Source organism: Lysobacter sp. SCRH-1R, assembly GCF_057747855.1.
This window is the reverse complement of the sequence record NZ_CM173227.1, coordinates 319,971-343,293: the sequence shown is the minus strand read 5'-3', so window position 1 is coordinate 343,293 and position 23,323 is coordinate 319,971. Positions and strand designations below refer to the sequence as shown.

Sequence of the window (23,323 nt, the reverse complement as noted above, 5' to 3'; positions counted from 1 at the left end):
TCTCCGCCCGAGTTCCGAGTCCCGGCTTCGCAAACAGTGACGACCACGTGATCGCTCCGTTGCGTGGACGGCGCCGCGACGCGGGCGCTTCTAGATTTTCCCGACGACCTTCCATGGAGCGATCGATGAACAGGACGAGACGACTGGCCTGCCTCGCACTGCTGGGCACGCTCGCCGCGCCCGCGTCCGCGCAGGACGAAAAGACCGAGACCCGGCAGAACGAAGCGAAGATCCTGCGTCCGGCGAAGGTCGACGCCACGCCCGAGCGCATCGCGAGCCTGAAGGCCGCCGACGGCCTGGAAGCGAAGCCGTTCGCGACCGGACTGAAGAACGCGCGCATCCTCGTCGTCGCGCCCGACGGCACGGTATACGTGAGCCGCCGCGATCAGGGCGACGTGCTGATGCTGCGCGATGCGAACAGCGACGGCGTGGCCGACGGCGAACCCGCCGTCGTGGCCACGCGCCCGAGCATGCACGGTCTCGCGCTCCACGACGGCCGCATGTACATGGCGACGGTGAAGGAGATCTTCGTCGCCCCGGTGAATCCCGACGGCACGCTCGGCGAGGCGTCGATGCTGGTCGGCGACCTGCCCGACGGCGGCCAGCATCCCAACCGCACGCTCGCCTTCGGTCCCGACGGCATGCTGTACGTCAGCGTCGGTTCGACCTGCAACGCGTGCAACGAAACCCATCCCGAACACGCGACGATCCTGCGCATGACGCCCGACGGCAAGTCGCGCACGATCTTCGCCAGCGGCCTGCGCAACACGATCGGTTTCGGCTGGCATCCGACGACCGGCGAGATGTGGGGCGCCGACCACGGCATCGACCTGCTCGGCGACGACCAGCAGCAGGAGGAACTCAACAAGCTCGAGATGGGAAAGCAGTACGGCTGGCCGCACGTGTACGGCAAGGGCGAGCTGAACGCGCAGAGCGCGCCGCCACCGGGCGGACTCACGCGCGAACAGTGGGCGAAGACCAGCACGCCGATGGCGATGGGCTACATCGCGCATTCGGCGCCGATGCAGATGGCGTTCCATCCCGGCGGCGGCGCGGTGCCGGCCGATTACGCGAACGATGCCTTCATCGCGATGCGCGGCTCGTGGAACCGCAATCCCGCGTCCGGTTATGAAGTCGTGCGCGTGGACTTCGACGACAAGGGCCAGCCGCAGCGGATGGAGCCGATCCTGACCGGCTTCCTCGTCGGTGGCGGGCAGCAGCATTTCGGCCGTCCGGTCGGCATGGCCGTCGCGAAGGACGGCGCGCTGCTGGTCGGCGACGACGTCAACGGCGTGATCTATCGCCTCGCCAGTCGCGACGGAAAGGGCGCGATGAAACCGATCTCGCCACCGGCCAGGGCGATGCAGGCGCAGGCGGCGAAGGGCATCGGCGTGCCGATCGCGATGCAGCGCAGGGAGACCGCGGCCAAGGGCGAACTCGCGGTCGAATCGCCGTCGTTCCCCGCGAACGGGCCGATCCCCGCGAAACACAGCGAGTACAAGGACGGCCTGTCGCCCGCGCTGTCGTGGACCGCGGTGCCGGGCGCGAAGTCGTACGCGATCGTCATGGAAGACCCCGACGCGAAGCCGATCACGCCGTTCGTGCACTGGGTAGCCTGGAACATCCCGGCCGACGTGACGTCGCTGCCGGAAGGCCTGCAGGAGCAGATGCGCCTCACCGAACCGGACGGAACGATGCAGGGCAGGACGAGCCGCGGCTCGGTCGGTTACTACGGCCCGCGTCCGCCGGTGGGCGACCCGCCGCATCACTACCACTTCCAGATCCTCGCGCTGGACACGATGCTCGACCTGCCGCCGGGCGCCGACCGCGACCAGTTGCTCGCCGCCGCGAAGGGCCACGTCATTGCGAAGGGTGAGCGCGTGGGGACGTACGGGCAGACGGACGCGCCTTTGAAGTGACGCGCTGTCGAAGGAACGAGTAGCCAGGAACGGGAAACGAGAGGAGTGCGTGCGCTTGCACTCGGTTCCCGTTCCTCGTTCCTCGTTCCTCTTCAGTCGTTTATCGTTCCTCCCATGCCCACCGCCCACCTCTTCGTCTACGGCTCCCTCGCCCCCGGCCGCGCCAACGCGCACGTGCTCGCCGGCATTCCCGGGCAATGGCGGCCGGCCACGGTGACGGGGACGCTGCACGCGCAGGGCTGGGGCGCGGCGTTGGGTTATCCGGGGCTGGTGCTCGATCCGAACGGCGACGACGTGGCGGGCCTGGTGTTCACCTCCGACGAACTGCCCGCGCACTGGCCGCGCCTGGACGAATTCGAAGGCGACGGCTACGCGCGCGTGACCACCGCCGCGCGCCTGGCCGACGGCACCCTCGTCCAGGCGCACGTCTACTGCCTCGCAGCGACGCCGGGCGCGGCCTGATGCCGGCGACTTGATCCCGCATCGCCCCGGCAGGCACCATGCGGCGCATCCGCGACGCGGGAGGCCGCCATGGCGATGCCCGAAGACGAAAGCCGCGTGCCGCCGGGCATCGGCGACGATCACGACGACGATCCCGCCCACGCGCACGGCCTGACGCAACTGATCCGGCGCTCGCTCGGCGGCGTCGGATCGCTCGCGCGCAGGTTGCTGCTCGGTATCGTCGTGCTGGTCGTCGCGCTGATCGGCATCCGCGCGTACCTGTCCACGCAGGGCCCGCCGCTGCGGCCGTGGCAGACGATCGTGCCGGAGGAACCCACCGCCGAGGCCATCGCCAGGATGGACTGGCGCGCGTACACGGAAGCCGAAGCCGCGATCTTCGACGACGTGCATCGCAAGCTGCAGGCGAAGCTCGTCGCCGCCGATCGCACGCCGCTCAACCGCTATCACGACGCGAGCCTGACCTCGCCGCTGCGTTTCGAGCGCGACTGGAACCGTTCCTTCGTGCTCGAACCCGACGGCGAGCCGCGCGGCGTCGCGGTGATGCTGCACGGCCTCACCGATTCGCCGTACAGCATGCGCAGCCTCGCCGAGCTGTATCGCGCGCGCGGCTTCGTCGTGCTGGTGCCGCGCCTGCCCGGCCACGGCACCGTGCCCGCCGCGCTCACGCGCACGGGCCGCGAGGAATGGAACGCGGTCGTCGCCATGGCGATCCGCGAAGCGCAGGAGCGCGCCGGCGAGGAACGCCCGATCCATCTCGTCGGTTACTCCAACGGCGCCGCGCTCGCGCTGCTGCACGAGCTGCGCTGGATCGGTCGCGGGCATCGCAGCGACGTGGAGCGCATCGTGCTGCTCTCGCCGATGATCGAGGTCAACCGCTTCGCACGTTACGCCGGGCTCGCCGGCGTGCCGGCGTTCTTCAGCCGGTACGCGAAATCCGCGTGGCTCGACCTGCTGCCGGAATACAACCCGTTCAAGTACAACTCCTTCCCGGTGCGCGCGGCGCGCGAGTCCTACCTCGTCACCGCCGACCTGCAGAAGGCGCTGGAATCCGTATCACGCGGCAATCGCATGCAGCACATGCCGCCGGTCCTCGCGTTCCAGTCCGTCGTGGACGACACGGTTTCCGCGCGCGCGGTGATGACGCGGCTGTTCGACGCGCTGCCCGACAACGGCAGCGAGCTGGTGCTGTTCGACGTGAACCGCAGCCGGGTGATGTCGCCGATGCTGCGGCCGAACGCGACCGGCTGGACGCGCGACGTGCTGCGCCAGCCGCGCGACTACACGCTGACCGTGCTGGGCGTGGCCTCGCCGGACGATCCGGCGGTGCTGGCGCGTTCGCGCGCGGCCCATGCCGCCGCGATCACCGCGCATCCCATCGGCACGGCGTATCCGGCCGAGGTGTATTCGCTCTCGCACGTCGCGCTGCCGTTCGCCGACGACGATCCGCTGTACGGGCTGCATCCGAAGGCCCACGAGGGCCTGCACCTGGGCGCCGTCGCGGTGCGCGGCGAGCGCAACGCGCTGCTGGTCTCGCAGGATGCGCTGGGGCGGCTGGGAAGCAATCCGTTCCACGCGTACATGCTGGGGCGGATCGCGGCGACGCTCGATGCGCGCTAGTCGCGCGCTTGCCCTTGCAGCACGGATAAGCGAGGCGCACGCGGGTCGTGCGTGGGGCTCGCCGGGTGCGCTTCGCTTACCCGGGCTACAAAAGCGACAGCGCCTTCGCCGTTGACGCACACCTTCGCGGGCCGTGCGAGGGGCTCCCCGGGTGCGCTTCACTTACCCGGGCTACAAAAGCGACAGCGCCTTCGCCGTTGACGCACACCTTGCCGATCGTGTCGGCAAGCGCGACGCGCGTCGCACGCACGCCATGCGTCACCCGCGCGTCATGCCGGTTTAAGAATTCGTTCCGAACATCGCGGACTTTTCATGCATCCCGATGCGCCGCATCGGTCACCAGGGAAACGTCCGCAATGACCCGCAAGCCACACGCGCGCCGCCGCGCGTTCCGCCACGCCCTCACGCTCGCCGTCGCCACGGCGCTGTTTTCGCCGGCCTTTGCGACCGCGCATGCGCAGACCGCCGCGACGCCCGACGGCAGCCGCGAAGCCACCGAACTCGACGCGGTGATCGTCACCGGCCGCTCCGGCATCCAGGAGCGCAGCAAGGCCGAAACCAGCTATTCGGTCACGCGCATCGACGAGGAACGCCTGCGCATGCAGGCGCCGACCTCGGTGACCGAAGCGATGAAATCCGTGCCGGGCTTCTGGGTTGAAGCCTCCGGCGGCGAGGCCTCGGGCAACATCCGCGCGCGCGGCATCCCGGTGGACGGCTTCGGTTCGGTGAACCTGCTCGAGGACGGCATGCCGGTGCAGCACGATCCCGCGCTGGGCTACCTCAACGCCGACCAGGTGTTCCGCCTGGACGAAACCATCGAACGCGTGGAGGTCGTGCGCGGCGGTCCGTCGTCGGTGTTCTACTCCAACGCGCCGGCGGGCGCGATCAACTTCGTGCCGCGCGTGGTCGGCGACGAGGCCGAAGGCATCGTGAAGTACACCTGGGGCGATTACGGCCTGGGCCGGCTCGACTTCTTCTACGGCACGCCGCTGGGCGCGGGCGACTGGAAGCTCGGCGTCGGCGGCTTCTACCGCCAGGACGACGGGATCCGCGATCCCGGCTTCGACGCGAACAAGGGCGGCCAGTTCCGCGTGAACCTGAGCCGCGCGTTCGAACGCGGCGACATGATGTTCGACTTCAAGCGTGTCGACGACAACGTGGTGCTGTACCTGGGCATCCCGATGCGCACCTACGCCGATGGCGAGATCCGCGCCGTGCCCGGTTTCGACGGCAACCACGGCACCATGGCCGGCCCGGAGACCGAGCGCCTGGGCCTGCGCATGGGCGATGGCTCGTACTACGACTTCGACAACGCGATCGGCACCGGCATCGAGCGCGACCAGTACACGTTCAAGTTCAACTACGACCTCGGCGCGGGGTTCCGGCTCGCCGAATCGCTGCGCTACAGCACGACGGATACCACGCGCAACGGCGTGTATCCGCTGCAGCTGCAGGGTGCGGCGCAGTGGCTCGACAGCGCCGACGCGCGCCGCGCGCTGGCTTCGGTGCCGGGCGCGACGGACCTTCGCCTGGTGTACGCGAACGATCCCACGCAGACCTTCGACGTCGCCAACCAGAACGGCAACGGCCTGCTGGTCGTCGGCGGCCTGCGCGGCATCACCGCGCCGGTGAACGAGCTGACCAACGACACGCGCGTGATGCGCCGCTTCGAGTCGGGCACGCAGAGCCACGACGTCACCTTCGGCTATTACTACGCGAAGTTCGACCAGGATTTCGACCGCTATTCGTCGAACGTGCTGCTCGACGTGCGAGACAACGCACGCCTGCTCGACCTGGTCGCGCTCGACGCGCAGGGAAATCCGGTCCGCACGATCACCGAAGGCGGCATCTTCCGCAACGGCTACGAGTGGGAGAACGCGAGCGGACGCTCGACCACGCACGCGTTCTACCTCTCCGACGAGTGGCAGGTGACCGACGCGTTGCGCCTGGACGCGGGCGTGCGCCACGAGGAAGTGAACGTCGAAGGCTGGATGGAAGTGCGCACCACCGCCGACCTGGGCACGTTCCCGGATTCGAACATGCTCACCGGCTCGGGCCAGTACGTCTCCTACGACGAAAGCTTCAGCAAGACCGGCTGGACGTTCGGCGCGAACTACCAGTTCTCGCCGTACCAGGGCGTGTTCGCGCGCTGGACGTCGGCGTTCCGCCTGCCGAACCTGGGCAGCTACATCACGCGCTGGTCGAACTGCACGGTCAGCGCGATCGAGGCCTGCGTCAACGCCAACTCGAACAAACCGATCACGCAGACGATGGACCTGGCCGAGGCCGGCTACAAGTTCACCCACCAGAACCTGGACCTGTACGCCACCGCGTTCTACACGAAGTACGACAACGTCGGCTTCAGCAACTCGGTGTTCGATCTCAGCGGCACCGTGCAGCGCGTCGAGCAGGGCTATGCGGCGACGAAGACCCATGGCATCGAGCTGGAGGCGGCGTGGTATCCGGTCGACTGGTTCGACATGCAGGTCACCGCGACCCTGCAGGAACCGGAATACGACGACTTGCGCTACACCGAATCGGTCAACGGATCGCCGGTGATCCGCGACTACGTCGGCAACCAGCTGATCCGCGTGCCGAAGCAGAGCCTGCGCGTGGTGCCGGGCGTGAACCTGCTCGACCAGCGCCTGCGCCTGCAACTCGCGTACGAGTACCAGGGCGAGCGCTTCGTCGACACCGCCAACAGCGTGCGCCTGCCGTCGTACGACGTGTGGAGCGCGAGCGCGCGTTACGACCTGACGCCGCAGTGGTCGCTGTTCGGCTACGTCGACAACATCGACAACTCCCTTGGCCTGACCGAAGGCAATCCGCGCGCGGGCGAACTCGCCAACGCCGATGCCGGCGCGAACACCTTCATCGCGCGCCCGGTGCTGGGCCGTTCGTATCGCCTCGCCGTGATGTACAGGTTCTGATGCGCAACGCTTTCGCGCTGGCGATCGCGACGCTGGGGGCGGTCCTGCCATGGACCGCCTCCGCGTGCGATCTGGAACGCCCTTCCGGCATCGCGCCGTGCACGCGCGCGGCGGTGGACGCGCTGCCGATGCAGGCGGTGCAGGCCATCGGCACGCACAACAGCTACAAGCGCGCGATTCCGGCCGATGAACTCGCCGCGCATCGCGCCGTCGACGCGCACGGTGCGGACGGGCTCGACTACGCGCATCCGCCGTTGCGCGAACAGCTCGACGCGGGCCTGCGCGCGCTCGAACTGGACGTCTACCACGACCCCGACGGCGGCCGGTACGTCGCACCGCCCGGCGCGCATCGCCGGGGGTTCGCGACGCCGCCATGGCGGGCGGACGACCTGGCCCGCATGCGTGCACCGGGGTTCAAGGTCATGCACCTGCACGACATCGATTTCCGCAGCCACTGCGTGGGCTTCACGCAGTGCCTGCGCGAGGTCGGCGAGTGGTCGCGCGCGCACCCGTGGCACGCGCCGGTCATGATCTCGATCAACGCGAAGGACGGCGCCGGCGGACCGGGTTCGGTCGCCGTGCTGCCGTTCGATGCCGCCGCGTTCGACGCACTGGATGCGGAAGTGCGCGCCGCGTTGCCCGCGTCGCAACGCTTCGAACCCGCGCAGCTGCGTGGAGGCACCTGGCCGACGTTGGGCGCGATGCGCGGCAAGGTTTTCCTCGTGCTCGACGAATCGCCGGCGAAGAGCGCCGTCTACCGCTCGCGGGCGGGGGCGCCGGCGCTGTTCGTCGCCGGCGACGACAGCGCGTTCCTCGTGCTGAACGACCCCGTCGAACAGCGCGACGCGATCCGCGATGCGCTGGACGCCGGCCGTCTGGTGCGCACGCGCGCCGACGCGGACACGCGCGAAGCGCGCGCGAGCGACACACGGCGACGCGACGCCGCGTTCGAAAGCGGCGCGCAGTTCGTATCGACCGATTACCCCCACGCCGATCCGCGCTGGCCGCGGTATCGCGTCGAGTTCCCCGAAGGCGGCTTCGTCCGGTGCCGCCCCGGACACGCGCAGTGCGCGGCCCTGGAGACGAACGATGAGAATTGAAGCCATCCTGCTCGCCCTGCTGCTCGCCGCGATCGCGCCGGCCGTTGCGAGCGAGACCGCGCCGGACCTCGTGCTGGAGGGAACCCTCGACCGTCGCGACCACCAGCGCTATCGCACCGTGCCGTTCGACGTGCCCGCCGGCACCGAACGCATCACCGTGGAATTCGACCACGACGGACGCGAGCAGAAGACCACGATCGACCTCGGCCTGCTCGCGCCGGGCGGCTTCGCCGATCCGCACGGCTTCCGCGGCTGGAGCGGCGGCAACAAGCGCAGCTTCACCGTTTCGTCCACCGACGCCACCCCGTCCTACCTGCCCGGGAAGATCGAGCCGGGCCGCTGGTCGCTGCTGCTGGGGATCCCGAACATCCGCCCGGAATCGGTGACGCATTACAGCGCGCGCGTGTGGTTCGGCCGCGCCGACATGCCGTACCGGGAGCCGCAATCGTTCGCGCCGCCGCTGCGTGATGGAGACGGCTGGTATCGCGGCGACCTGCACCTGCACGACGCGCACAGCGACGGCAGCTGTCGCAGCCAGAACGGCGCGAAGGTGCCGTGCCCGGTGTTCCTCACCGCGCAGGCGGCGGTCGCGCGCGGGCTGGACTTCATCGCGATCACCGACCACAACACGACCTCGCACGCGAACGCGATCCGCGAACTGCAACCGTACTTCGACCGCCTGCTGATGGTGCCGGGCCGCGAGATCACCACCTTCAGCGGCCACGCCAACCTGTTCGGCACCGTCGCGCCGCTGGATTTCCGGGTCGCGGAAGGCCGCGACTGGAACGACGTGCTGCGCGACGCGCAACGCCTGGGCGGCGTGGTGTCGATCAACCATCCGATCCGCCCGTCCGGCGAACGCTGCATGGGGTGCGGCTGGACGCCCTCGCCCGCCGCCGATCCCGCGCTGCTGCAGGCGGTGGAGGTGGTGAACGGCGCGGATGCGGACACGCCGTACTCGGGCATTCCGTTCTGGCACGCGCAGCTCGATGCCGGACATCGCCTCACCGCGATCGGCGGCAGCGACAACCACGATGCGGGGCAATCGCTGTCCGGGCCCGGTGGTGGCGCGATCGGCCAGCCCACCACCGTCGTGCGCGCGCGTGCGCTATCGATGCCGGCGATCCTCGACGGCCTGCGCGCCGGCGAGGTGTTCGTCGACGTGCAGGGCAGTCGCGATCGCGCGCTCTCGATGCAGGCGCGCGCCGGCCAGCGCAGCGCGTCGATGGGCGGCGCGATCGTCGTGCGCGAAGGCGAGACCGCGCGCTTCCGGATCGCCACCGGCCACGTGCGCGGCGCGCGCGCGACGCTGTGGCTGGATGGCCGCGATGCGACCGCGCTGCTCGCCGACGCCGCCATCGCGAGCGACGCGCACACGCTGGCCTTCGACTGGAAGGGCGACGGCCGCGCGCACTGGCTGCGCGCCGACGTGCGCGGGCCGGACGGAACGCTGTGGCTGATCGGCAACCCGGTCTACATCACCGTCCGCTGAAATCGTCCATGCGCTGCGAGATCGCCCGCATCACTTCGTCGCAGGTGTACGGCTTGTTCACCATCGGCACGCCGCGGTAGCGCTCGGCGATGCCCTCGCTGCCGTAGGCGGAGGCGAAGAAGAACGGCACGCCGCGCGCTTCCAGGCGCTCGCACAGCGGATACACCTGCTCGCCGTGCAGGTTGATGTCGAGGATCGCGCAGTCGATGCGCTCGCGATCGGCCACGCCCATCGCGTCGTCCAGCCGGGCGGCGGTGAAGACCCGGTAGCCTGCTTCGGTGAGCAGGTCGTCCAGGGTCATCGCGACGTACATCTCGTCCTCGGCCAGCAACAGCGTCTTTCCGCTCATCCGCTTCCCGCATCCTTGAGCGGCACCGTGATCGTGCACACCACGCCACTCTCCGGGAACTCCAGCGACACGTCGCCGCCGAGTTCGTAACCCACGCCTTCGGTGATCAGGCGCGAACCGAAACCGCGCGAGGCCGGCGCCATCACCGGCGGGCCGCCGGATTCGGTCCAGACCACGCGCAGCCAGCGCTGGCCGTCGCGATCGAAGGTGTTCCATTCCAGCCGGACCATGCCGTGCTCGCGCGTGAACGCGCCGTACTTGCCGGCGTTGGTCGCCAGCTCGTGCAGCGCCAGGCTCAGCGCGAGGCCGGTCTTCGCGTCCAGGTGCAGGTCGTCGCCGACCAACTGCGCGTGCGAGCCGTCGGCGACCTGGTACGGCGCGAGTTCGGCGCGCGCCAGCTCCGCCAGGCTCACGCCGCGCCAGCCTTCCTTCGCCAGCAGGTCGTGCGCGGTGGAGAGCGAACGCAGGCGCGAGACGAACGCCTCGCGGAACTTGCCCATGTCCGCGGTGTGCCGCAGCGTCTGCAACGCGATGGAGTGCACCGTCGCCAGCGTGTTCTTGACGCGATGGTTCAGCTCGCCCACCAGCATCTCGCGCTGCTGCGCGGCGACGCGCCGCTGGGTGACGTCCAGCGCCATCGCGACCGCGTGCGAGGGCCGGCCGCCTTCGTCGTGGATGAGCGAGACGTGCTTGTTGATCCACACCACCTCGCCATCGGGGCGCAGGCCGCGGTGTTCGATCTGGATCGGCTCGCCATCGGCCACCAGTCCGCGGAACTGCGATTGGAATTCCTCGGCATCGTCCGGATGCACGTATTCGAGCAGGCGATGGCCGATGAGTTCCTCCGAGCTGCGGCCCAGGATCTCGCCGTAGCGCGGATTGACCATCTCCAGGCGCCCTTCCAGGTCGGTCTGCGCGACGCCGACCGTGGTCTGCTCGATGATCGCGGCGAGGCGGCGCTCGCTTTCGTCGAGCATGCGCGCGGCGCGCTTGCGTTCGGTGATGTCGCGCGCGATGGTCGAACCGCCCACGACCGCGCCGCTGGAATCGAGCACCGGCGAGCAGCGCAGCGACACCGGCACCGGCGTGCCGTCCTCGCGCAGCCAGGTCATCAGCAGTTCCTCGGCCTTGGTCTGGCGCGAGGACGCTTCCAGCAGCGTGTCCAGGTCCTTCTTCGAATCCGGCGGCAGCAGCACGGTGAGCGACTTGCCGATCGCGCGCGCCGGCGGATAGCCGAACATGCCCTCGGCGCCGGCGTTCCAGCTGGTGATCGTGCCTTCCAGGCTGTGGCCGATGATCGCGTCCTGCGAGGATTCGACGATCGCCGCGAGCCGCGCGCGTTCGTACTCGTGCTGCTGGCGCTCGGTGATGTCGATGAAGGTGAGCACCACGCCGTCGATGACGTTGTCGGTGGTGCGGTACGGGCGCATGCGCAGCAGGTACACGGCATCGTCCACACCGCCCTGCAGCACGCGCTCGACCATCGCCAGCGTGCGCAGCACCTGCTTCACGTCCTGCTTGAGCTGCGGATACGGGATGCGCGCGGTGATCTCGGTGATCGGACGTCCGTGGTCGCCCTCGCGCAGGTGGAACAGGTCGCTGATGGCGGGCGTGAAGCCGCTCACGTGCAGTGCCGAGTCGAGGAACAGCGTGGCGATCTGCGTGCTTTCCAGCAGGTTCTGCAGGTCGCTGTTGAGCCGCGCGAGCGTCTCGTTCTTGCTGTTGAGCTCGACGTTGACGGTCTGCAGCTCCTCGTTGATCGACTGCATCTCCTCCTTGGAGGTTTCCAGCTCCTCGTTGGAGGACTGCAGTTCCTCGTTGACGGACTGGTACTCCTCGTTGGCCGACTTCATTTCCTCGTTGGCCGTTTCCAGTTCGTCGATCGCGGTGTGCAGCTGCTCGCGCGTGGTCGCCAGTTCCAGCTCCAGGTCGCGGATGCGCGCGGCCTCGCCGCGCACGCGGCGGCCGTTGGACGCGGGCGATTCGGCGACGGCCTGGACCGGTGCGAGTTCCTTGAAGACCAGGATGCACAGCGACGACGGCGCGCGGCGTTCGGCGTTGCCGTCGTCCAGTTCGTGGATCGGTTCGGCGATCAGGCGCACGGGGATGCGCTCGCCGCCGACGCCGCCGAGCTGGCCTTCCTGCACGACCGTCGCATGGCGGATCAGCGCCTGCTGCACCGCGGTGCGCGCCGGGCCACGCAGGCCCTTGTGCAGCAGCGCGAACAGGTTGAGGCTCGCCGCGCCCGACGACGGCCCGAGATAGCGCCCGGTGTCGCCGGAGAAGCGCAGCACGTCGTGGTTCGCATCGATGACGACGTAGGCTGGCGCATGTTTCTCGAGCACGCGCCGCGCGTTGCGATCGATCGCGTCCTCGACTCCGCCGGTACGCGCGACGGGCGCGCGCGTGGTCGCTTCCATGCCGGCCAGCCGCTTGGGCGCGGTCATCGGCAGGCTCGCGCGGCCGTCGGCGCGTCGCGAGTACAGGCGATGTTTCTTGTCCAGCACCGAGAACAGCGAGGTGTTGCGTCCCAGGCTTTCCGACGGCCCGAGCATCAGCACGCCACCCGGCCGCAACGCGTAATGGAACGTGCGGATCAGGTGTTCCTGCAGATCCGAGTTCATGTAGATGAGCAGGTTGCGGCAGGAGATCAGGTCCAGCCGCGAGAACGGCGGGTCCTTGATCGCGCTGTGCGGCGAGAACACCACCATTTCGCGGATCGGCTTGACCACGCAGTAATGCTCGCCGTCCTGGATGAACCAGCGCTCCAGGCGCTGCGCCGAGACGCCCGGCAATGGCGCGCGGAAGCGGCCGGCGCGCGCGGCGTTGATCGCGAGGTCGTCGATGTCGGTGGCGAAGATCTGCACCTTCGGCCCGCCGCGGCGCTGCGCGATGGCCTCGGCGAGCGCGATGGCGATCGAATACGCCTCCTCGCCCGTCGCGCACGCCGGGATCCACACGCGCAACGTGTCGGCGGCGCTCTTGCCGTCGAGCAGCGCGGGAATGGCGAGCGCCTGCAAGGCTTCGAAGGCGTCGGGATCGCGGAAGAACTCGGTCACGCCGATCAGCAGTTCGCGGAACAGGCTGTCCAGTTCGCGCGGCGCCTGCTTGAGGTGCTCGATGTAGGCCGGGACGCTGTCGACCTGCACCACCTGCATGCGCCGCTGGATCCGGCGCACCAGGGTCTTTTCCTTGTACTGGCTGAAGTCGTGGCCGACCTCGGCGCGCAGCAGCGCGCAGATCGCCTGCAGGTGCGCGCTCAGGTCCTGGCGGATGCCGTCGGGGCCCTTCTTGGTGCGCGCGATGGCGAGGTGTTCGCGATAGGCCTTCAATCGCGCCGGCATCTGTTCCACCGGCACGATGTTGTCGACCAGCCCGGTCGCCACGGCGCTGGCGGGCATGCCGCTGATGGCGACGTGGTCCACCGCCGCCTGCGCGAGCGTGAGGCCGCCGCGTTCCTTGATCGCGCTGAGCCCGCGCGCGCCATCGCTGCCGGCGCCGGACAGGATGATGCACACCGCGTTGTCGCCCTGGTCCTGCGCGAGCGAGGCGAAGAAGGTGTCGATGGGGAAGCGGTACTGCCGCGGCGGCGCGGGCTTGCTCAGCTGCAGCACGCCGCCGCTGATGGTGAGGGTGGAATCGGGCGGGATGATGTAGACGTGGCCGGCTTCGACCTCCATGCCGTCGGCGGCTTCCATCACCACCAGCGCGGTGTAGCGCGAGACCAGTTCCGGCAGCATGCTCGCGTGGTCGGGCGAGAGGTGCGAGACGAGGACGAAGGCCATGTCGTCGGCTTCGTCCAGGTGCTCGAAGAACGCCTTGTACGCCTCCAGCCCGCCGGCGGAGGCGCCGATGCCCACGATCAGCGGCAGCGCCGCCGTGGATGCAGGCGGGTTCGCCCGCTCGTCGCCGGCCGAACCGGGCTCCGGATCCTTCTGCTTCCCGGGGCTTGGTGGCTTCTGGGTCATGGTGTCGGCGAACCTCGGGCGAGGCGGTCAGTATCGGCCACGGGTTTTGACCGGGCAATCAGCCGGCGACGAGGCGTTGCAGTTGCTGCGCGTGCAGGGCGAGGTGATCGGCCTCGGCCATCGCGCGCTCGGCGGCGTCGTGCGCGTCGCGGCGGCGGTGGCCCTCGGCGATGGTCCGCAGCAGGTTTTCGCGTTCCTGCAACGCGCGCAGGGCGCTCCACAGCGCCTGGTCGGTGCGTGCGCAGTGCGCCTGTTCGAGCGCGTTGAGCGTGTAGGCGTGCCCGGTGTGGCAGCGGAAGCGCGGCGGTCGCGCGCCCTTGAGTTCCCACAACACGCCGCTGCACTCGGGACAGACGATGCGCGAGCGCTTGCCGATGCGATCGAGCGTCTCCATGGGTTCGTGCGCCTCCCCCGTGGTGAGTGTGTGTTCGTCCAGCAAAGCCGCGGGCACCGCAGGGGCCGCGATCACGTCCTGCGCGACCAGCACCGACAGCGCTTCGGCGAGGTCCGCGGCCGGCAGCAGCGCGTCGACGGCGACGTTGTCGCGCGCGCTCGCCGGCATTTCCGGCTCCTCGGCGTCGTCCGGGTCCTGCACCACCGCCAGCCCGCCGCAGGCCTTGATCGCCTGCAGCCCGGCGGTGCCGTCGTCGAGCAGGCCGCTGAGGATCACGCCGATCACGCGCGGCCCTCTCGCGACGGCCGCGGAGCGGAACAGCGGATCGATCGCCGGACGGGTGAAGTTCTCCTTCGGATCGCGGCTCAGCCGCACCGCGCCGTCGATGACGAGCAGGTGCTGGTCGGGCGGTGCGACGAAGATGACTCCGGGTTCGAGCAGCTGCCCGGAACGCGGGAACATCGCCGGCAGCGGTCCGCGCCGGTTCAGCAGGTCGGGAAGCACGCTCGGGTGCGTGCCGATGTGCTGCACGACGAGCAGCGTGGCCGGAAATCGCGGCGACAAGCGCGCCGCCAGTTCCAGCAGCGGCTTGATCGCGCCGGTCGAGCCCCCGATGACGATGAGGTTACGCTGCGCCGTGGCCTGCATCGCGGGCATCCTTCCGGTGGAAGGCAGAGCCTCGACCATGCGGCGTGACGCAGCGGTGGTGGCGGGGTGAGGGGAGTGTTGGCGCAACCGGCGAACGGCGTCGCGTTCGTCACGTTCGCGACGGCGGCATCACTTGTGACCGCCGCCGGAACTCCAGCCCGAGCGCCCGGACGAACCGCCGCTCCAGTGGCGCGAATCCGAATCCTCGGTGCCGACCGCGATGGTGAGCGCGATGACGAAGATCACGTAGAGGATGTACAGGCCCTTCTTCATCAATCCTCCATCAGCCCGCGCCCGATCCCGCCGGCGCGCCCGCTGACCAGCAGCGGCGCCCAGACCAGCGCGATGCCCAGGAGCACCGCCGGGAACGCCACCGAATCGGTGAGCACGAGCCGCACCATCGTCGCGAGCGAGGCGATCGCCGCGCGGTTGTCGAAGGACCGCTACGGCTTCGACCTGCACCGCATCGAAGTGCGGTGCATCGCCTGCGCCGCAAGGTGCTCCGGCTCACCGGCGGCGAGTTGCCGCTGGATGCGGTGCGTGGATCGGGTTACGTGTTCACGCCGTAGGCGGCGGGGCCGCGCTATTGCCGCTCATCGATCGCCGCATCGATCGCCGCATCGATCGCCGCATCAATCTGCGCGATTCGGCAGCGCGTAGGCGATGACGAAATCGCCCGGCGGCGTTTCCATGAAGTGGTGGCCTGCGGCGACGATCACCAGGTATTCGCGGCCGTCGATGGCGTACACCATCGGCGTCGCCTGTCCGCCGGCCGGCAGCACGTCGTGCCAGAGTTCCTCGCCGGTGTCGATGTCGATCGCACGGATCAGGTTGTCGGTGGCGGCCGCGATGAACACCAGTCCGCTGGCGGTGATCACCGCGCCGCCGTTGTTCGGCGTGCCGATGTCCAGCGGCAATCCCGAGCTGATGCCGAACGGCCCGTTGCCGCGCGCGCTTCCGAACGGGCGATCCCACAAGGTCTGTCCGCTCGCCAGATCGATCGCGCGGATGCCGCCGTACGGCGGTTCCTTGCACAGCAGTTTGGTGAAATCCAGCCGCCAGCCGGCGTTCACGTCGATCGCGTACGGCGTGCCCGCCTGCGGATCGCCCGCGCCTTCCGCGCCGCCCATTTCGCCGCGCACGTCCTCGCGCGGCGCCCAGCCGCGCCGGTCGGCTTCGGCGCGCGGCACGAGGCGGTTGTAGTTCGGCATGTCGTTGTAGTTGGCGATGATGATCCCGCGACGCGGATCGATCGCGATGCCGCCCCAGTCCGAGCCGCCGTTGTAGCCGGGGTACTGGATCCAGTGGCGGTCGGATTCCGGCGGCGTGTAGAAGCCCTTGTAGCTGGCCTCCTTGAAACGGATGCGGCAGTACAGCTGGTCGATCGGCGTCATGCCCCACATGTCGCGTTCGGTGAGGTCGGCCTTGCGCAGCGTGTGGTAGCGCGAGAACGGCTGCGTCGGCGAGCGCCGCTGCGGTTCCACTCCGCCGCCGGGCACCTTCATTTCCTCCACCGGCACCAGCGGCCGGCCGGTGCGTCGATCGAGCACGTACAGGTCGCCCTGCTTGCTCGGCAGCACGACGGCCGGCACGCGTCCGTTCGCGGTGGGGAAATCGACCAGCGTGCCCTGCGAGCCGAGGTCGTAATCCCACACGTCGACGTGCGTGGTCTGGAAATTCCAGCGCGGCTTGCCGGTGGCGACGTCGAGCGCGACCAGCGAGGTCGCGTAATGGTCTTCGATCGGGCGACGCAATCCGCTCCAGTAATCCGCGGCGGAATTGCCCATCGGCAGGTACACCAGGCCCAGCGCTTCGTCGCCCGTCGCCGTCGTCCACATGTTCGGCGTGCCGCGCGAGTATTCCTCGCCCGGCGGCGGCAGGCCCGTGCGATCGGGACGCATCATGTCCCACGCCCAGCGCAGCTGGCCGGTGATCGCATCGAAGCCCTGGATCACGCCCGACGGCGCCCACCGGCGTTGTCCGTCGAGCACCTGGTGGCCGGTGACGATCACGCCGCGCACGATGGTCGGCGCGGAATTCACCGACACATAGCCCGGCGGCGTTTCGCCCATGCCGCGCTTGATGTCGATCTGGCCGTTGTCGCCGAAGCTCGCGCACGCCTTGCCGGTGCGCGCATCCAGCGCGATCAGCCGGCCGTCGAGCGTCGGGCCGATGATGCGCGTGGGGCATTCGCCCGCGCCCTTCGCTTCGAAATACGTCACGCCACGGCACGCGGCGGTGTACGGGATGTCGCTGTCCTTCACGCCCGGATCGAAACGCCAGCGCACCGCGCCGGTGCGCGCATCCAGCGCCATCAACCGGCTGCGCGCGGTGCACAGGTAGAGCGTGTCGCCGACCTTCAGCGGCGTGGTCTCGGCGCCCCAGCGATGATCGGGACGATCGCCGGTGCGCGCCGTCCACGCGCGTTCGAGGCGATCGACGTTCCTGCGGTCGATCTGCACCAGCGGCGTGTAGCGCAGCGCATCGTAGCCGCGACCGTAGGCGACCCAGTCGGCGTCGGCCTGCGGCGTGATCGATGCCGGCGCGGCGGCCGTGGCCACCGGCGGCGCGCGATCCGCCTCCGTCACGCCATGCGGCACGAAGGCCAGTGCGAACGCGACCACGAACGCCGCCACCAGCACGCCCGCGATGCCGTACGACCACCGGCGCCGCATGCCCGGCAACCACGGCTGCACGAGCGCGACGAGAATGCCGAGCGCGAGCATCAATCCGAGTCGCGGCACCCAGCGCCAGTAATCCGCGCCGCTTTCCCACCACGTCCAGAAGAACGTGCCGGCCAGCACCAGCCAGAAGCACCATGCACCCGCCGCGCGCCCGCGCCACAGCAGCACCGCCGAGGCCAGCAGCAGCACGCCGGCGATGAGGTAGTACGGCGATCCGCCCAGCGACAGCAGCCATGCGCCGCCGGCCACGAAGATCGCGCCGAGCAGCGCGATCGCCACCGCCAGCAGCTTCAGGGCGACGTGTCGCCACGTATCGCGCGTTTGAGGCAACGCCGTGGACCCCCGCGTGCATTCGTCGAATGCGGGCGAGTCTAGGCAGCATCAGGTCGGCTTGCGGTGAAGCCCGTTAACGAAGGTGTGCGATTCGTGTGCGCATGGCGTTCGCATGCGTGGCGACGCATGGCGTCGCTACGCGTCGGCCTGCGGTTCGCCCGCGGCGAGCCACGCGTCGTGCACGCGATCGGCGACCTGCGGCCAGCTCAGTCCGGTGGTCACCGCGTACAGGTGCCACAGGCTTTCCGCGCGCGAGCGCACGGCATCCCACGTGGTGTTGCCATGCACCTCGCGAATGCCCTGCCCCACGGACCGGATCAATATCTCGTAGGAAGCCAGTGCGGCTTCGGAAGCGTCTTTGCTCATGCAGCGAACGTCCAGCGCGAAGGACCGTAAACGCATGCCCGTCCGCGAAAAAGAAGACAGCGCCCGCGCCTGCATCAGGCGCGTGCATCGAGTCGGATGTGAGCCCATCCCCCGTCCCACTGTTTTTCAATAAAACACAGCAGGCCGCCCGATGCAAACGTTAAGGCGCGTTTTCCCCGTGTTTTCAGGCCTCCAGCGCATGTTCGCGCGATGCGCGTGCGCGTATCTGCGCGAAACGACATTGCCGATCACGCCTGTCGCCCGGTGCGAGCGGTCCGCCGCCGATCATCGAAAGCAGCGACGAAACGGCCCTTTCCAGCGCTCGTCGCGCCCGCATCTCACGCGAATCCCGCACGCTCGCGCAGGGCATCGCGATGACGACGGCTGCACGGCAGCACCGTGCCATCGGCCAGGTGCACGCGTGCATCGCCGGTATCGAGCGGTTCGATCGACGCGACCTGCGCGAGGTTCACCATGTAGCTGCGATGGATCCGCGCGAAACGCGATGGGTCCAGGCGTTCCTCGATCGCCGCCATCGTGCAGCGCAGCGGATAGTCGTGTCCGCGCACGCGCAGGTTCACGTAGTTGCCGGCGGCCTGCAGCCATTCGACGTCGCTGGCGGCGACGAGGAATTCGCGGCCGAGCTTGCGCACGAGGAAGCGTTCGGGACGTTCGACCGGCTCCACCGGCGGACCTTCGTCCGGCTCGCCCAGCAGGCTCGCCTCGCCCTGCAGGCGACGGCGCATGAAGCGGTAGCCTTCGATCAGCACCACCGTGCCGGCGTAGGTGCGCACGTCCTTCAGGTATTCGTAGACGAACTGGCGCCCCCACGGGCCGAAGTCGTACTCCACGCCATGCGCGGCGTACACGACCTCGCGGATCGCGATCATGCCCAGCACGTGCACGGCGCTGAAGGCGATGCTCGTCAGCACGTGCAACGGCAGCGTGCGGCGCCAGGTGTCCCAGTGCAGGGGCGCGCGGCGGGTGAACCACGCCACCGCCGGCACCAGCGCGAGCAGCAGCGCGCCGCTCGACCATTCCCAGCTGACCGGCTCCCACGCGGCGAACGGCAGGCCGGCGCGGCGGATGTCCATCAGCACGGTCACGCTGTTGACGGCGGCGTTGACCAGGGTGAGGACCACCCAGAAGCCGACCTCGAACGTGCGACGCCACGCGTGCGAGGCGAACGGGGCGGGGGTCGGGACCGGAGCGGAAGGCGCATTCATGCGGCGGAATTGTAGGCACAGCGCGGTCCGGGCCGTCCCGGGTCGTCCCTGCGTGCCCGCGATTCGTCCCCGCGACCCGCCGGTTCGTCACCTCGCGGTGGAAGCGGCCCCGCCACGCGCGAACAGTGGCGGCCACGCCTTCCATGGAGCATGCCGCCGTGAGCCGCCGCTATTTCCTCGACTGGGTCCGCATCGGCGCCTTCGCGCTGCTGGTGCTTTACCACGTGGGCATGTACTACGTGAGCTGGGACTGGCACGTCAAAAGCCCGTTCGCGAGCACGGCGCTGGAGCCGTTCATGCTGCTCAGCTCGCCCTGGAGGCTGTCGCTGCTGTTCTTCATCTCGGGCGTGGCGACGGCCTTCCTGATCGGCAAGGTACCGCGGGGGTTCCTGCGCGGGCGGTCGTGGCGGCTGCTGGTGCCGCTGGTGTTCGGCATGCTGGTGATCGTGCCGCCGCAGTCGTATTACGAAGTGGTCGAGAAGCTGCCGGGCGGTTACCACGACGGCTACCTGGCGTTCTGGGCGCGCTATCTCGCGGCCGATCCCGGTTTCTGTCGCGACGGCGACTGCCTCGTCGTGCCGACCTGGAACCACCTGTGGTTCGTCGTGTACCTGTGGACGTACACGGTGGTGCTGTGCCTGCTGCGCTGGTTCGCGCCGGGCGTGCTGGCGCGCACGTGCGAACGGCTCGCGGGCATGTTCGGACACGGCATCGGCCTGCTGCTGTGGCCGGCGCTGCTGCTCATCGTGCTGCGGATGGCGCTGGTCGGCCGGTTCGAATCGACCCACGCGCTGGTCGACGACTGGTACAACCACGCGCAGTACCTGCCGCAGTTCCTGCTCGGCTATGCGGTGGCGAAGTCGCAGCCGGTGTGGGACCGCTTCGCCGCGCTGCGCTGGCACGCCGCCGCGCTCGCGCTGGCCGCGTATGCCTTCATCGTGTGGTACTTCGGTGTGTACAGCGGCGACACGGTTCCGCCGGATGGGCTGCGCAACGTGCAGCGCGCGGCGTGGGGCACGTTCCAGTGGACCGCGATCGTGGCGATCGTCGGCTTCGCCGCACGCTGGTCGCCCGGCGACAGCGCGGCGCGGCGTTACCTCACGCAGGCGGTCTTCCCGGTCTACATCCTCCACCAGACGATCATCGTCGTGTTCGCGCACAACCTGCAGCCGTTCGGCATGCGTCCGATACTCGAAGGGCCGCTGCTGGTGATCGCGACGCTGGCGCTGAGCTTCGCGGGTTTCGAACTCGTGCGCCGCGCGGATTGGCTGCGTCCATTGCTGGGGCTCGCGCGACGAGAGCGGCGTCCGATGGCGGATGCGGTGGCGGATGCGACGTGAGCGATTGCTTTGTCGCCCGGACAAGGCGAAGCCGCACCCGGGGGAACGTTGCCCGCCTCTGCCTTGGTGCGGCTTCTGCGGAAGGTGGACCAAACGCCTTCGCACGCCGCTTCACCCCAACCCTCCCCGGCGTTCGCAGGAGAGGGAACAAACAGCGCGGAACACCCGCCTCTCCCGGCTTCATTTCCCCCTAACACCCCGAAGCGCCTAGTACCCCCCGTGCCGCACGAGGACGCGAGTCATGGAAGCACGGCCACCCGTCTGCCGGTTCGCGAGCCGCCTCCGGCGGGCCCACCATGGAGCGGTCCTCCTCTTCGTCGCACTCGCGGTCACCGCATGCGCGAGCACGCGTTCGCCCTCGTTCGAACGCGACGACGACGCGCATGCGCTGGAGCGGCCGGGGCGCATCCTGGTGTACGACTTCGCCGGGACGCGCGGCGACCTGCCGCCCGATGCGATGGTCACCGGCTATTTCGAATCCGACGAAGCGCCGCAGACGCCGGCCGATGTCGAGACCGGGCGACAACTGGGACGCGAGGTCGCGCAGCAGGTCGTCGCGCGGCTGCGTGAAGCGGGCATCGATGCGTATCCGGTCGGTGCGGGCCCGGTGCCGAAACTCGGCGATGTGATCCTGCGCGGCGAGTTCGTATCCGTGCGTCCCGGCAGCCGCTCGATGCGCGTGCTGGTGGGCTTCGGCGCTGGGCGCGGCGAGATGAGCACGCTGGTGGAAGCGTTCCAGGTCACCGCGACCGGGCCGCGCGCACTGGCGGCGGCGCAGATGAGCACCGCGGGCGGTCGCCTGCCCGGCGTGCTGGTGCCGCTCGGCGTGGCCGGCGCGGCGGGCTCGATCGCGACCAGCGCCGCGGTGTCGGGCACGTCCAACGTCATGCAGGAGCGCGGGCCCGAATCGCTTCGCGGCGCCGCGCAGCGCACGGCAGCGGGCATCGCCGATTCGATCGTCGGCATCTACCGCGAGCACGGCTGGCTGTAGTCCGATGACCTGCAACGCGATCGAGCGAACGACGCGCCTTCAGCGGATCGTGTTCTTGTAGATCCGGCCGTCCTTGACGATCACGCGGAAGTTCTCCTTCGGCCGCGTGATGAGCGCGATGTCCGACAGCGGATCGCCTTCCACCAGCAGCAGGTCGGCCAGCGCACCGGTTTCCACCACGCCGAGCCGGCCCGGATACGGATTGCGCCTGCCCGACAGCGCGAGCAGCTCCGCGTTGGTGCTGGTGGCCATCGTGAGCGCTTCGGCGGGCGTGTACCACTTCGTCAGGCTCGCGAGCAGGCTGCCCTGCTGGCGCGCGAGCGCGGCGGAGAACAGCACGTCCGTGCCAAACGCGGTCTTGAGCTTGTACTTCTTCGCCAGCTGGTACGCGCGATCGGTGCCCGCGAGCACTTCGCGGCCTTTCGCGTATTCCTCCGAATCGGGCGGGAACGCGCGGAGCAGTTCGTCCGGCAGGGGCTGGATGCTCAGCCAGACGTTGCGGTTGGCCAGCAGCTGCGCGGTGGGCTCGTCCATCAGGTTGGCGTGTTCGATGCACTGCACGCCCGCCTCCACCGCCGTCCGGATGGCTTCGGGCATGTAGGCATGCGCGGTGACGTAGGTGCCCCAGTTGCCCGCGCTGCTCACCGCCGCGCGCAGCTCTTCCGGCGTGAAGGTCACCACGTCCAGCGGGCTGTGCGGCGAAGAGACGCCGCCGCCGGCGGTCATCTTGATCTGCGAGGCGCCAAGCATGAGCTGCTCGCGCACGCGCAGGCGCACTTCGTCCGGCGTATCGGCGATGGCCGAGTCGCCCATGATCTCGGTGCGCGACTCGGACCGTCCCAGCACGCGCGGCAATTCGACGGGACTGCGGAAATCGCCATGGCCGCCGGTGACGCTGATGATCGCGCCGGAGGGATAGATGCGCGGGCCGGCCTGCCAGCCTTCGTCGATCGCGCGCTTGAGGCCGAACGACGCGCCGCCCACGTCGCGCACCGTGGTGAAGCCGCGCTGCAGCGTGTCGGAGGCTTCCGCGCCGGCCATCAGGTTGAGATAGCCCGTGCTGGAATTCATCGCCACCGCGATCGTCGGCCGCACCGCCAGCGCGTGCCAGTGCACGTCGATCAGGCCGGGCATCAGCGTGCGTCCCGCGCCGTCGATGACGGTCATGCCCTGCTCCGCCGCGGGCATGTCGATGCTGCCGATCTCCGCAATGCGGTTGCCGCGCACGAGCACGTCGGTGGCGGCGCCCAGCGTCGGATCGACGCCGTTGAACACGCGCACGTTGCGGAACAGGATGCTGGTCTGCGCGGGTGCAGGCGCAGGTGCGCTCGCGGTCGCCGGTGCGGGCGGTGCGTCGCGCGTGTCGGGTGCGGGCACATCCGGCGACTTTCCGGAACACGCGGCCACGCAGAACGCGGCAGCCACCACGACCATCCTCAGCGTATCCATTCGCGTGGTCCCGGAGTGAGCTCCGGTCCGCTGTACGCTCGCAGGTGTTATGCGA

16 protein-coding genes are annotated in these 23,323 nt (G+C 69.4%); 8 read left to right on the top strand and 8 right to left on the bottom strand.

Annotation, left to right across the window (positions count from 1 at the left end; translation table 11 throughout):
* Positions 1 to 125 precede the first annotated feature (125 nt).
* From AC3ANK_RS01490 to AC3ANK_RS01465, 6 genes are all read left to right on the top strand, one after another.
* Positions 126 to 1,919, top strand: a complete 1,794-nt coding sequence (locus tag AC3ANK_RS01490; protein ID WP_484171928.1) for a YbhB/YbcL family Raf kinase inhibitor-like protein — start codon at positions 126 to 128, stop codon at positions 1,917 to 1,919.
* A gap of 114 nt (positions 1,920 to 2,033) precedes the next feature.
* Positions 2,034 to 2,381 (top strand): gamma-glutamylcyclotransferase family protein, encoded by a 348-nt coding sequence (locus tag AC3ANK_RS01485; RefSeq protein WP_484171927.1) that lies wholly within the window; start codon positions 2,034 to 2,036, stop codon positions 2,379 to 2,381.
* A 69-nt stretch (positions 2,382 to 2,450) separates the two neighbouring features.
* Positions 2,451 to 3,998 (top strand): alpha/beta hydrolase, encoded by a 1,548-nt coding sequence (locus AC3ANK_RS01480; RefSeq protein ID WP_484171926.1) that lies wholly within the window; start codon positions 2,451 to 2,453, stop codon positions 3,996 to 3,998.
* A gap of 356 nt (positions 3,999 to 4,354) precedes the next feature.
* A complete protein-coding gene (locus AC3ANK_RS01475; protein WP_484171925.1) occupies positions 4,355 to 6,928 on the top strand; it encodes a TonB-dependent receptor in 2,574 nt (857 codons plus the stop codon).
* Positions 6,928 to 8,028, top strand: a complete 1,101-nt coding sequence (locus AC3ANK_RS01470; RefSeq protein ID WP_484171924.1) for a Ca2+-dependent phosphoinositide-specific phospholipase C — start codon at positions 6,928 to 6,930, stop codon at positions 8,026 to 8,028. The genes AC3ANK_RS01475 and AC3ANK_RS01470 overlap by 1 nt, the downstream gene beginning before the upstream one ends.
* Complete coding sequence (locus AC3ANK_RS01465) at positions 8,018 to 9,520, top strand: CehA/McbA family metallohydrolase (protein ID WP_484171923.1); 1,503 nt, start codon at positions 8,018 to 8,020, stop codon at positions 9,518 to 9,520. The genes AC3ANK_RS01470 and AC3ANK_RS01465 overlap by 11 nt, the downstream gene beginning before the upstream one ends.
* Here the strand turns inward: AC3ANK_RS01465 and AC3ANK_RS01460 are convergent.
* From AC3ANK_RS01460 to AC3ANK_RS01430, 7 genes are all read right to left on the bottom strand, one after another.
* A complete protein-coding gene (locus tag AC3ANK_RS01460; RefSeq protein ID WP_206860309.1) occupies positions 9,507 to 9,869 on the bottom strand; it encodes a response regulator in 363 nt (120 codons plus the stop codon). The genes AC3ANK_RS01465 and AC3ANK_RS01460 overlap by 14 nt on opposite strands.
* Entirely contained in the window at positions 9,866 to 13,837 is a 3,972-nt protein-coding gene (locus tag AC3ANK_RS01455) for a chemotaxis protein CheB (protein WP_484171922.1), read from the bottom strand. Before AC3ANK_RS01455 ends, AC3ANK_RS01460 begins: the two co-directional genes overlap by 4 nt.
* Before the next feature lie 58 nt (positions 13,838 to 13,895).
* Positions 13,896 to 14,879 carry a chemotaxis protein CheB gene (locus AC3ANK_RS01450; RefSeq protein WP_484171921.1) on the bottom strand — a complete coding sequence of 328 codons (984 nt, stop codon included), beginning with the start codon at positions 14,877 to 14,879 and terminating at the stop codon, positions 13,896 to 13,898.
* 129 nt (positions 14,880 to 15,008) lie between these two features.
* The gene (locus tag AC3ANK_RS01445) at positions 15,009 to 15,152 is read right to left on the bottom strand and encodes a hypothetical protein (protein ID WP_206860312.1); all 144 of its coding nucleotides are present in this window, start codon (positions 15,150 to 15,152) and stop codon (positions 15,009 to 15,011) included.
* Positions 15,153 to 15,511: 359 nt separating this feature from the next.
* The gene (locus tag AC3ANK_RS01440; protein ID WP_484171920.1) at positions 15,512 to 17,893 is read right to left on the bottom strand and encodes a membrane-bound PQQ-dependent dehydrogenase, glucose/quinate/shikimate family; all 2,382 of its coding nucleotides are present in this window, start codon (positions 17,891 to 17,893) and stop codon (positions 15,512 to 15,514) included.
* 138 nt (positions 17,894 to 18,031) lie between these two features.
* Positions 18,032 to 18,262: a hypothetical protein gene (locus AC3ANK_RS01435; RefSeq protein ID WP_206860319.1), complete on the bottom strand. Its 231-nt coding sequence runs from the start codon at positions 18,260 to 18,262 to the stop codon at positions 18,032 to 18,034.
* A gap of 338 nt (positions 18,263 to 18,600) precedes the next feature.
* Positions 18,601 to 19,488 carry a LytTR family DNA-binding domain-containing protein gene (locus AC3ANK_RS01430; RefSeq protein ID WP_484171919.1) on the bottom strand — a complete coding sequence of 296 codons (888 nt, stop codon included), beginning with the start codon at positions 19,486 to 19,488 and terminating at the stop codon, positions 18,601 to 18,603.
* A 158-nt stretch (positions 19,489 to 19,646) separates the two neighbouring features.
* Between AC3ANK_RS01430 and AC3ANK_RS01425 the strand changes: the two genes are divergently transcribed.
* Together AC3ANK_RS01425 and AC3ANK_RS01420 are read left to right on the top strand one after the other, a co-directional pair.
* Positions 19,647 to 20,828, top strand: a complete 1,182-nt coding sequence (locus AC3ANK_RS01425) for an acyltransferase family protein (RefSeq protein ID WP_484171918.1) — start codon at positions 19,647 to 19,649, stop codon at positions 20,826 to 20,828.
* A 241-nt stretch (positions 20,829 to 21,069) separates the two neighbouring features.
* Positions 21,070 to 21,819 (top strand): DUF4410 domain-containing protein, encoded by a 750-nt coding sequence (locus AC3ANK_RS01420; protein ID WP_484171917.1) that lies wholly within the window; start codon positions 21,070 to 21,072, stop codon positions 21,817 to 21,819.
* Between the two features lie 39 nt (positions 21,820 to 21,858).
* On the opposite strand, the gene AC3ANK_RS01415 is transcribed toward AC3ANK_RS01420, so the two are convergent.
* The gene (locus AC3ANK_RS01415; protein ID WP_484171916.1) at positions 21,859 to 23,268 is read right to left on the bottom strand and encodes a metal-dependent hydrolase family protein; all 1,410 of its coding nucleotides are present in this window, start codon (positions 23,266 to 23,268) and stop codon (positions 21,859 to 21,861) included.
* Positions 23,269 to 23,323 lie beyond the last annotated feature (55 nt).

What these genes read in the sequence shown, in the direction of transcription:
- AC3ANK_RS01490 (WP_484171928.1), top strand. Translation starts at nt 126, where the DNA reads ATGAACAGGACGAGACGACTGGCCTGCCTCGCACTGCTGGGCACGCTC.
- AC3ANK_RS01485 (WP_484171927.1), top strand. Translation starts at nt 2,034, where the DNA reads ATGCCCACCGCCCACCTCTTCGTCTACGGCTCCCTCGCCCCCGGCCGC.
- AC3ANK_RS01480 (WP_484171926.1), top strand. Translation starts at nt 2,451, where the DNA reads ATGGCGATGCCCGAAGACGAAAGCCGCGTGCCGCCGGGCATCGGCGAC.
- AC3ANK_RS01475 (WP_484171925.1), top strand. Translation starts at nt 4,355, where the DNA reads ATGACCCGCAAGCCACACGCGCGCCGCCGCGCGTTCCGCCACGCCCTC.
- AC3ANK_RS01470 (WP_484171924.1), top strand. Translation starts at nt 6,928, where the DNA reads ATGCGCAACGCTTTCGCGCTGGCGATCGCGACGCTGGGGGCGGTCCTG.
- AC3ANK_RS01465 (WP_484171923.1), top strand. Translation starts at nt 8,018, where the DNA reads ATGAGAATTGAAGCCATCCTGCTCGCCCTGCTGCTCGCCGCGATCGCG.
- AC3ANK_RS01460 (WP_206860309.1), bottom strand. Translation starts at nt 9,869, where the DNA reads ATGAGCGGAAAGACGCTGTTGCTGGCCGAGGACGAGATGTACGTCGCG.
- AC3ANK_RS01455 (WP_484171922.1), bottom strand. Translation starts at nt 13,837, where the DNA reads ATGACCCAGAAGCCACCAAGCCCCGGGAAGCAGAAGGATCCGGAGCCC.
- AC3ANK_RS01450 (WP_484171921.1), bottom strand. Translation starts at nt 14,879, where the DNA reads ATGCAGGCCACGGCGCAGCGTAACCTCATCGTCATCGGGGGCTCGACC.
- AC3ANK_RS01445 (WP_206860312.1), bottom strand. Translation starts at nt 15,152, where the DNA reads ATGAAGAAGGGCCTGTACATCCTCTACGTGATCTTCGTCATCGCGCTC.
- AC3ANK_RS01435 (WP_206860319.1), bottom strand. Translation starts at nt 18,262, where the DNA reads ATGAGCAAAGACGCTTCCGAAGCCGCACTGGCTTCCTACGAGATATTG.
- AC3ANK_RS01430 (WP_484171919.1), bottom strand. Translation starts at nt 19,488, where the DNA reads ATGAATGCGCCTTCCGCTCCGGTCCCGACCCCCGCCCCGTTCGCCTCG.
- AC3ANK_RS01420 (WP_484171917.1), top strand. Translation starts at nt 21,070, where the DNA reads ATGGAAGCACGGCCACCCGTCTGCCGGTTCGCGAGCCGCCTCCGGCGG.
- AC3ANK_RS01415 (WP_484171916.1), bottom strand. Translation starts at nt 23,268, where the DNA reads ATGGATACGCTGAGGATGGTCGTGGTGGCTGCCGCGTTCTGCGTGGCC.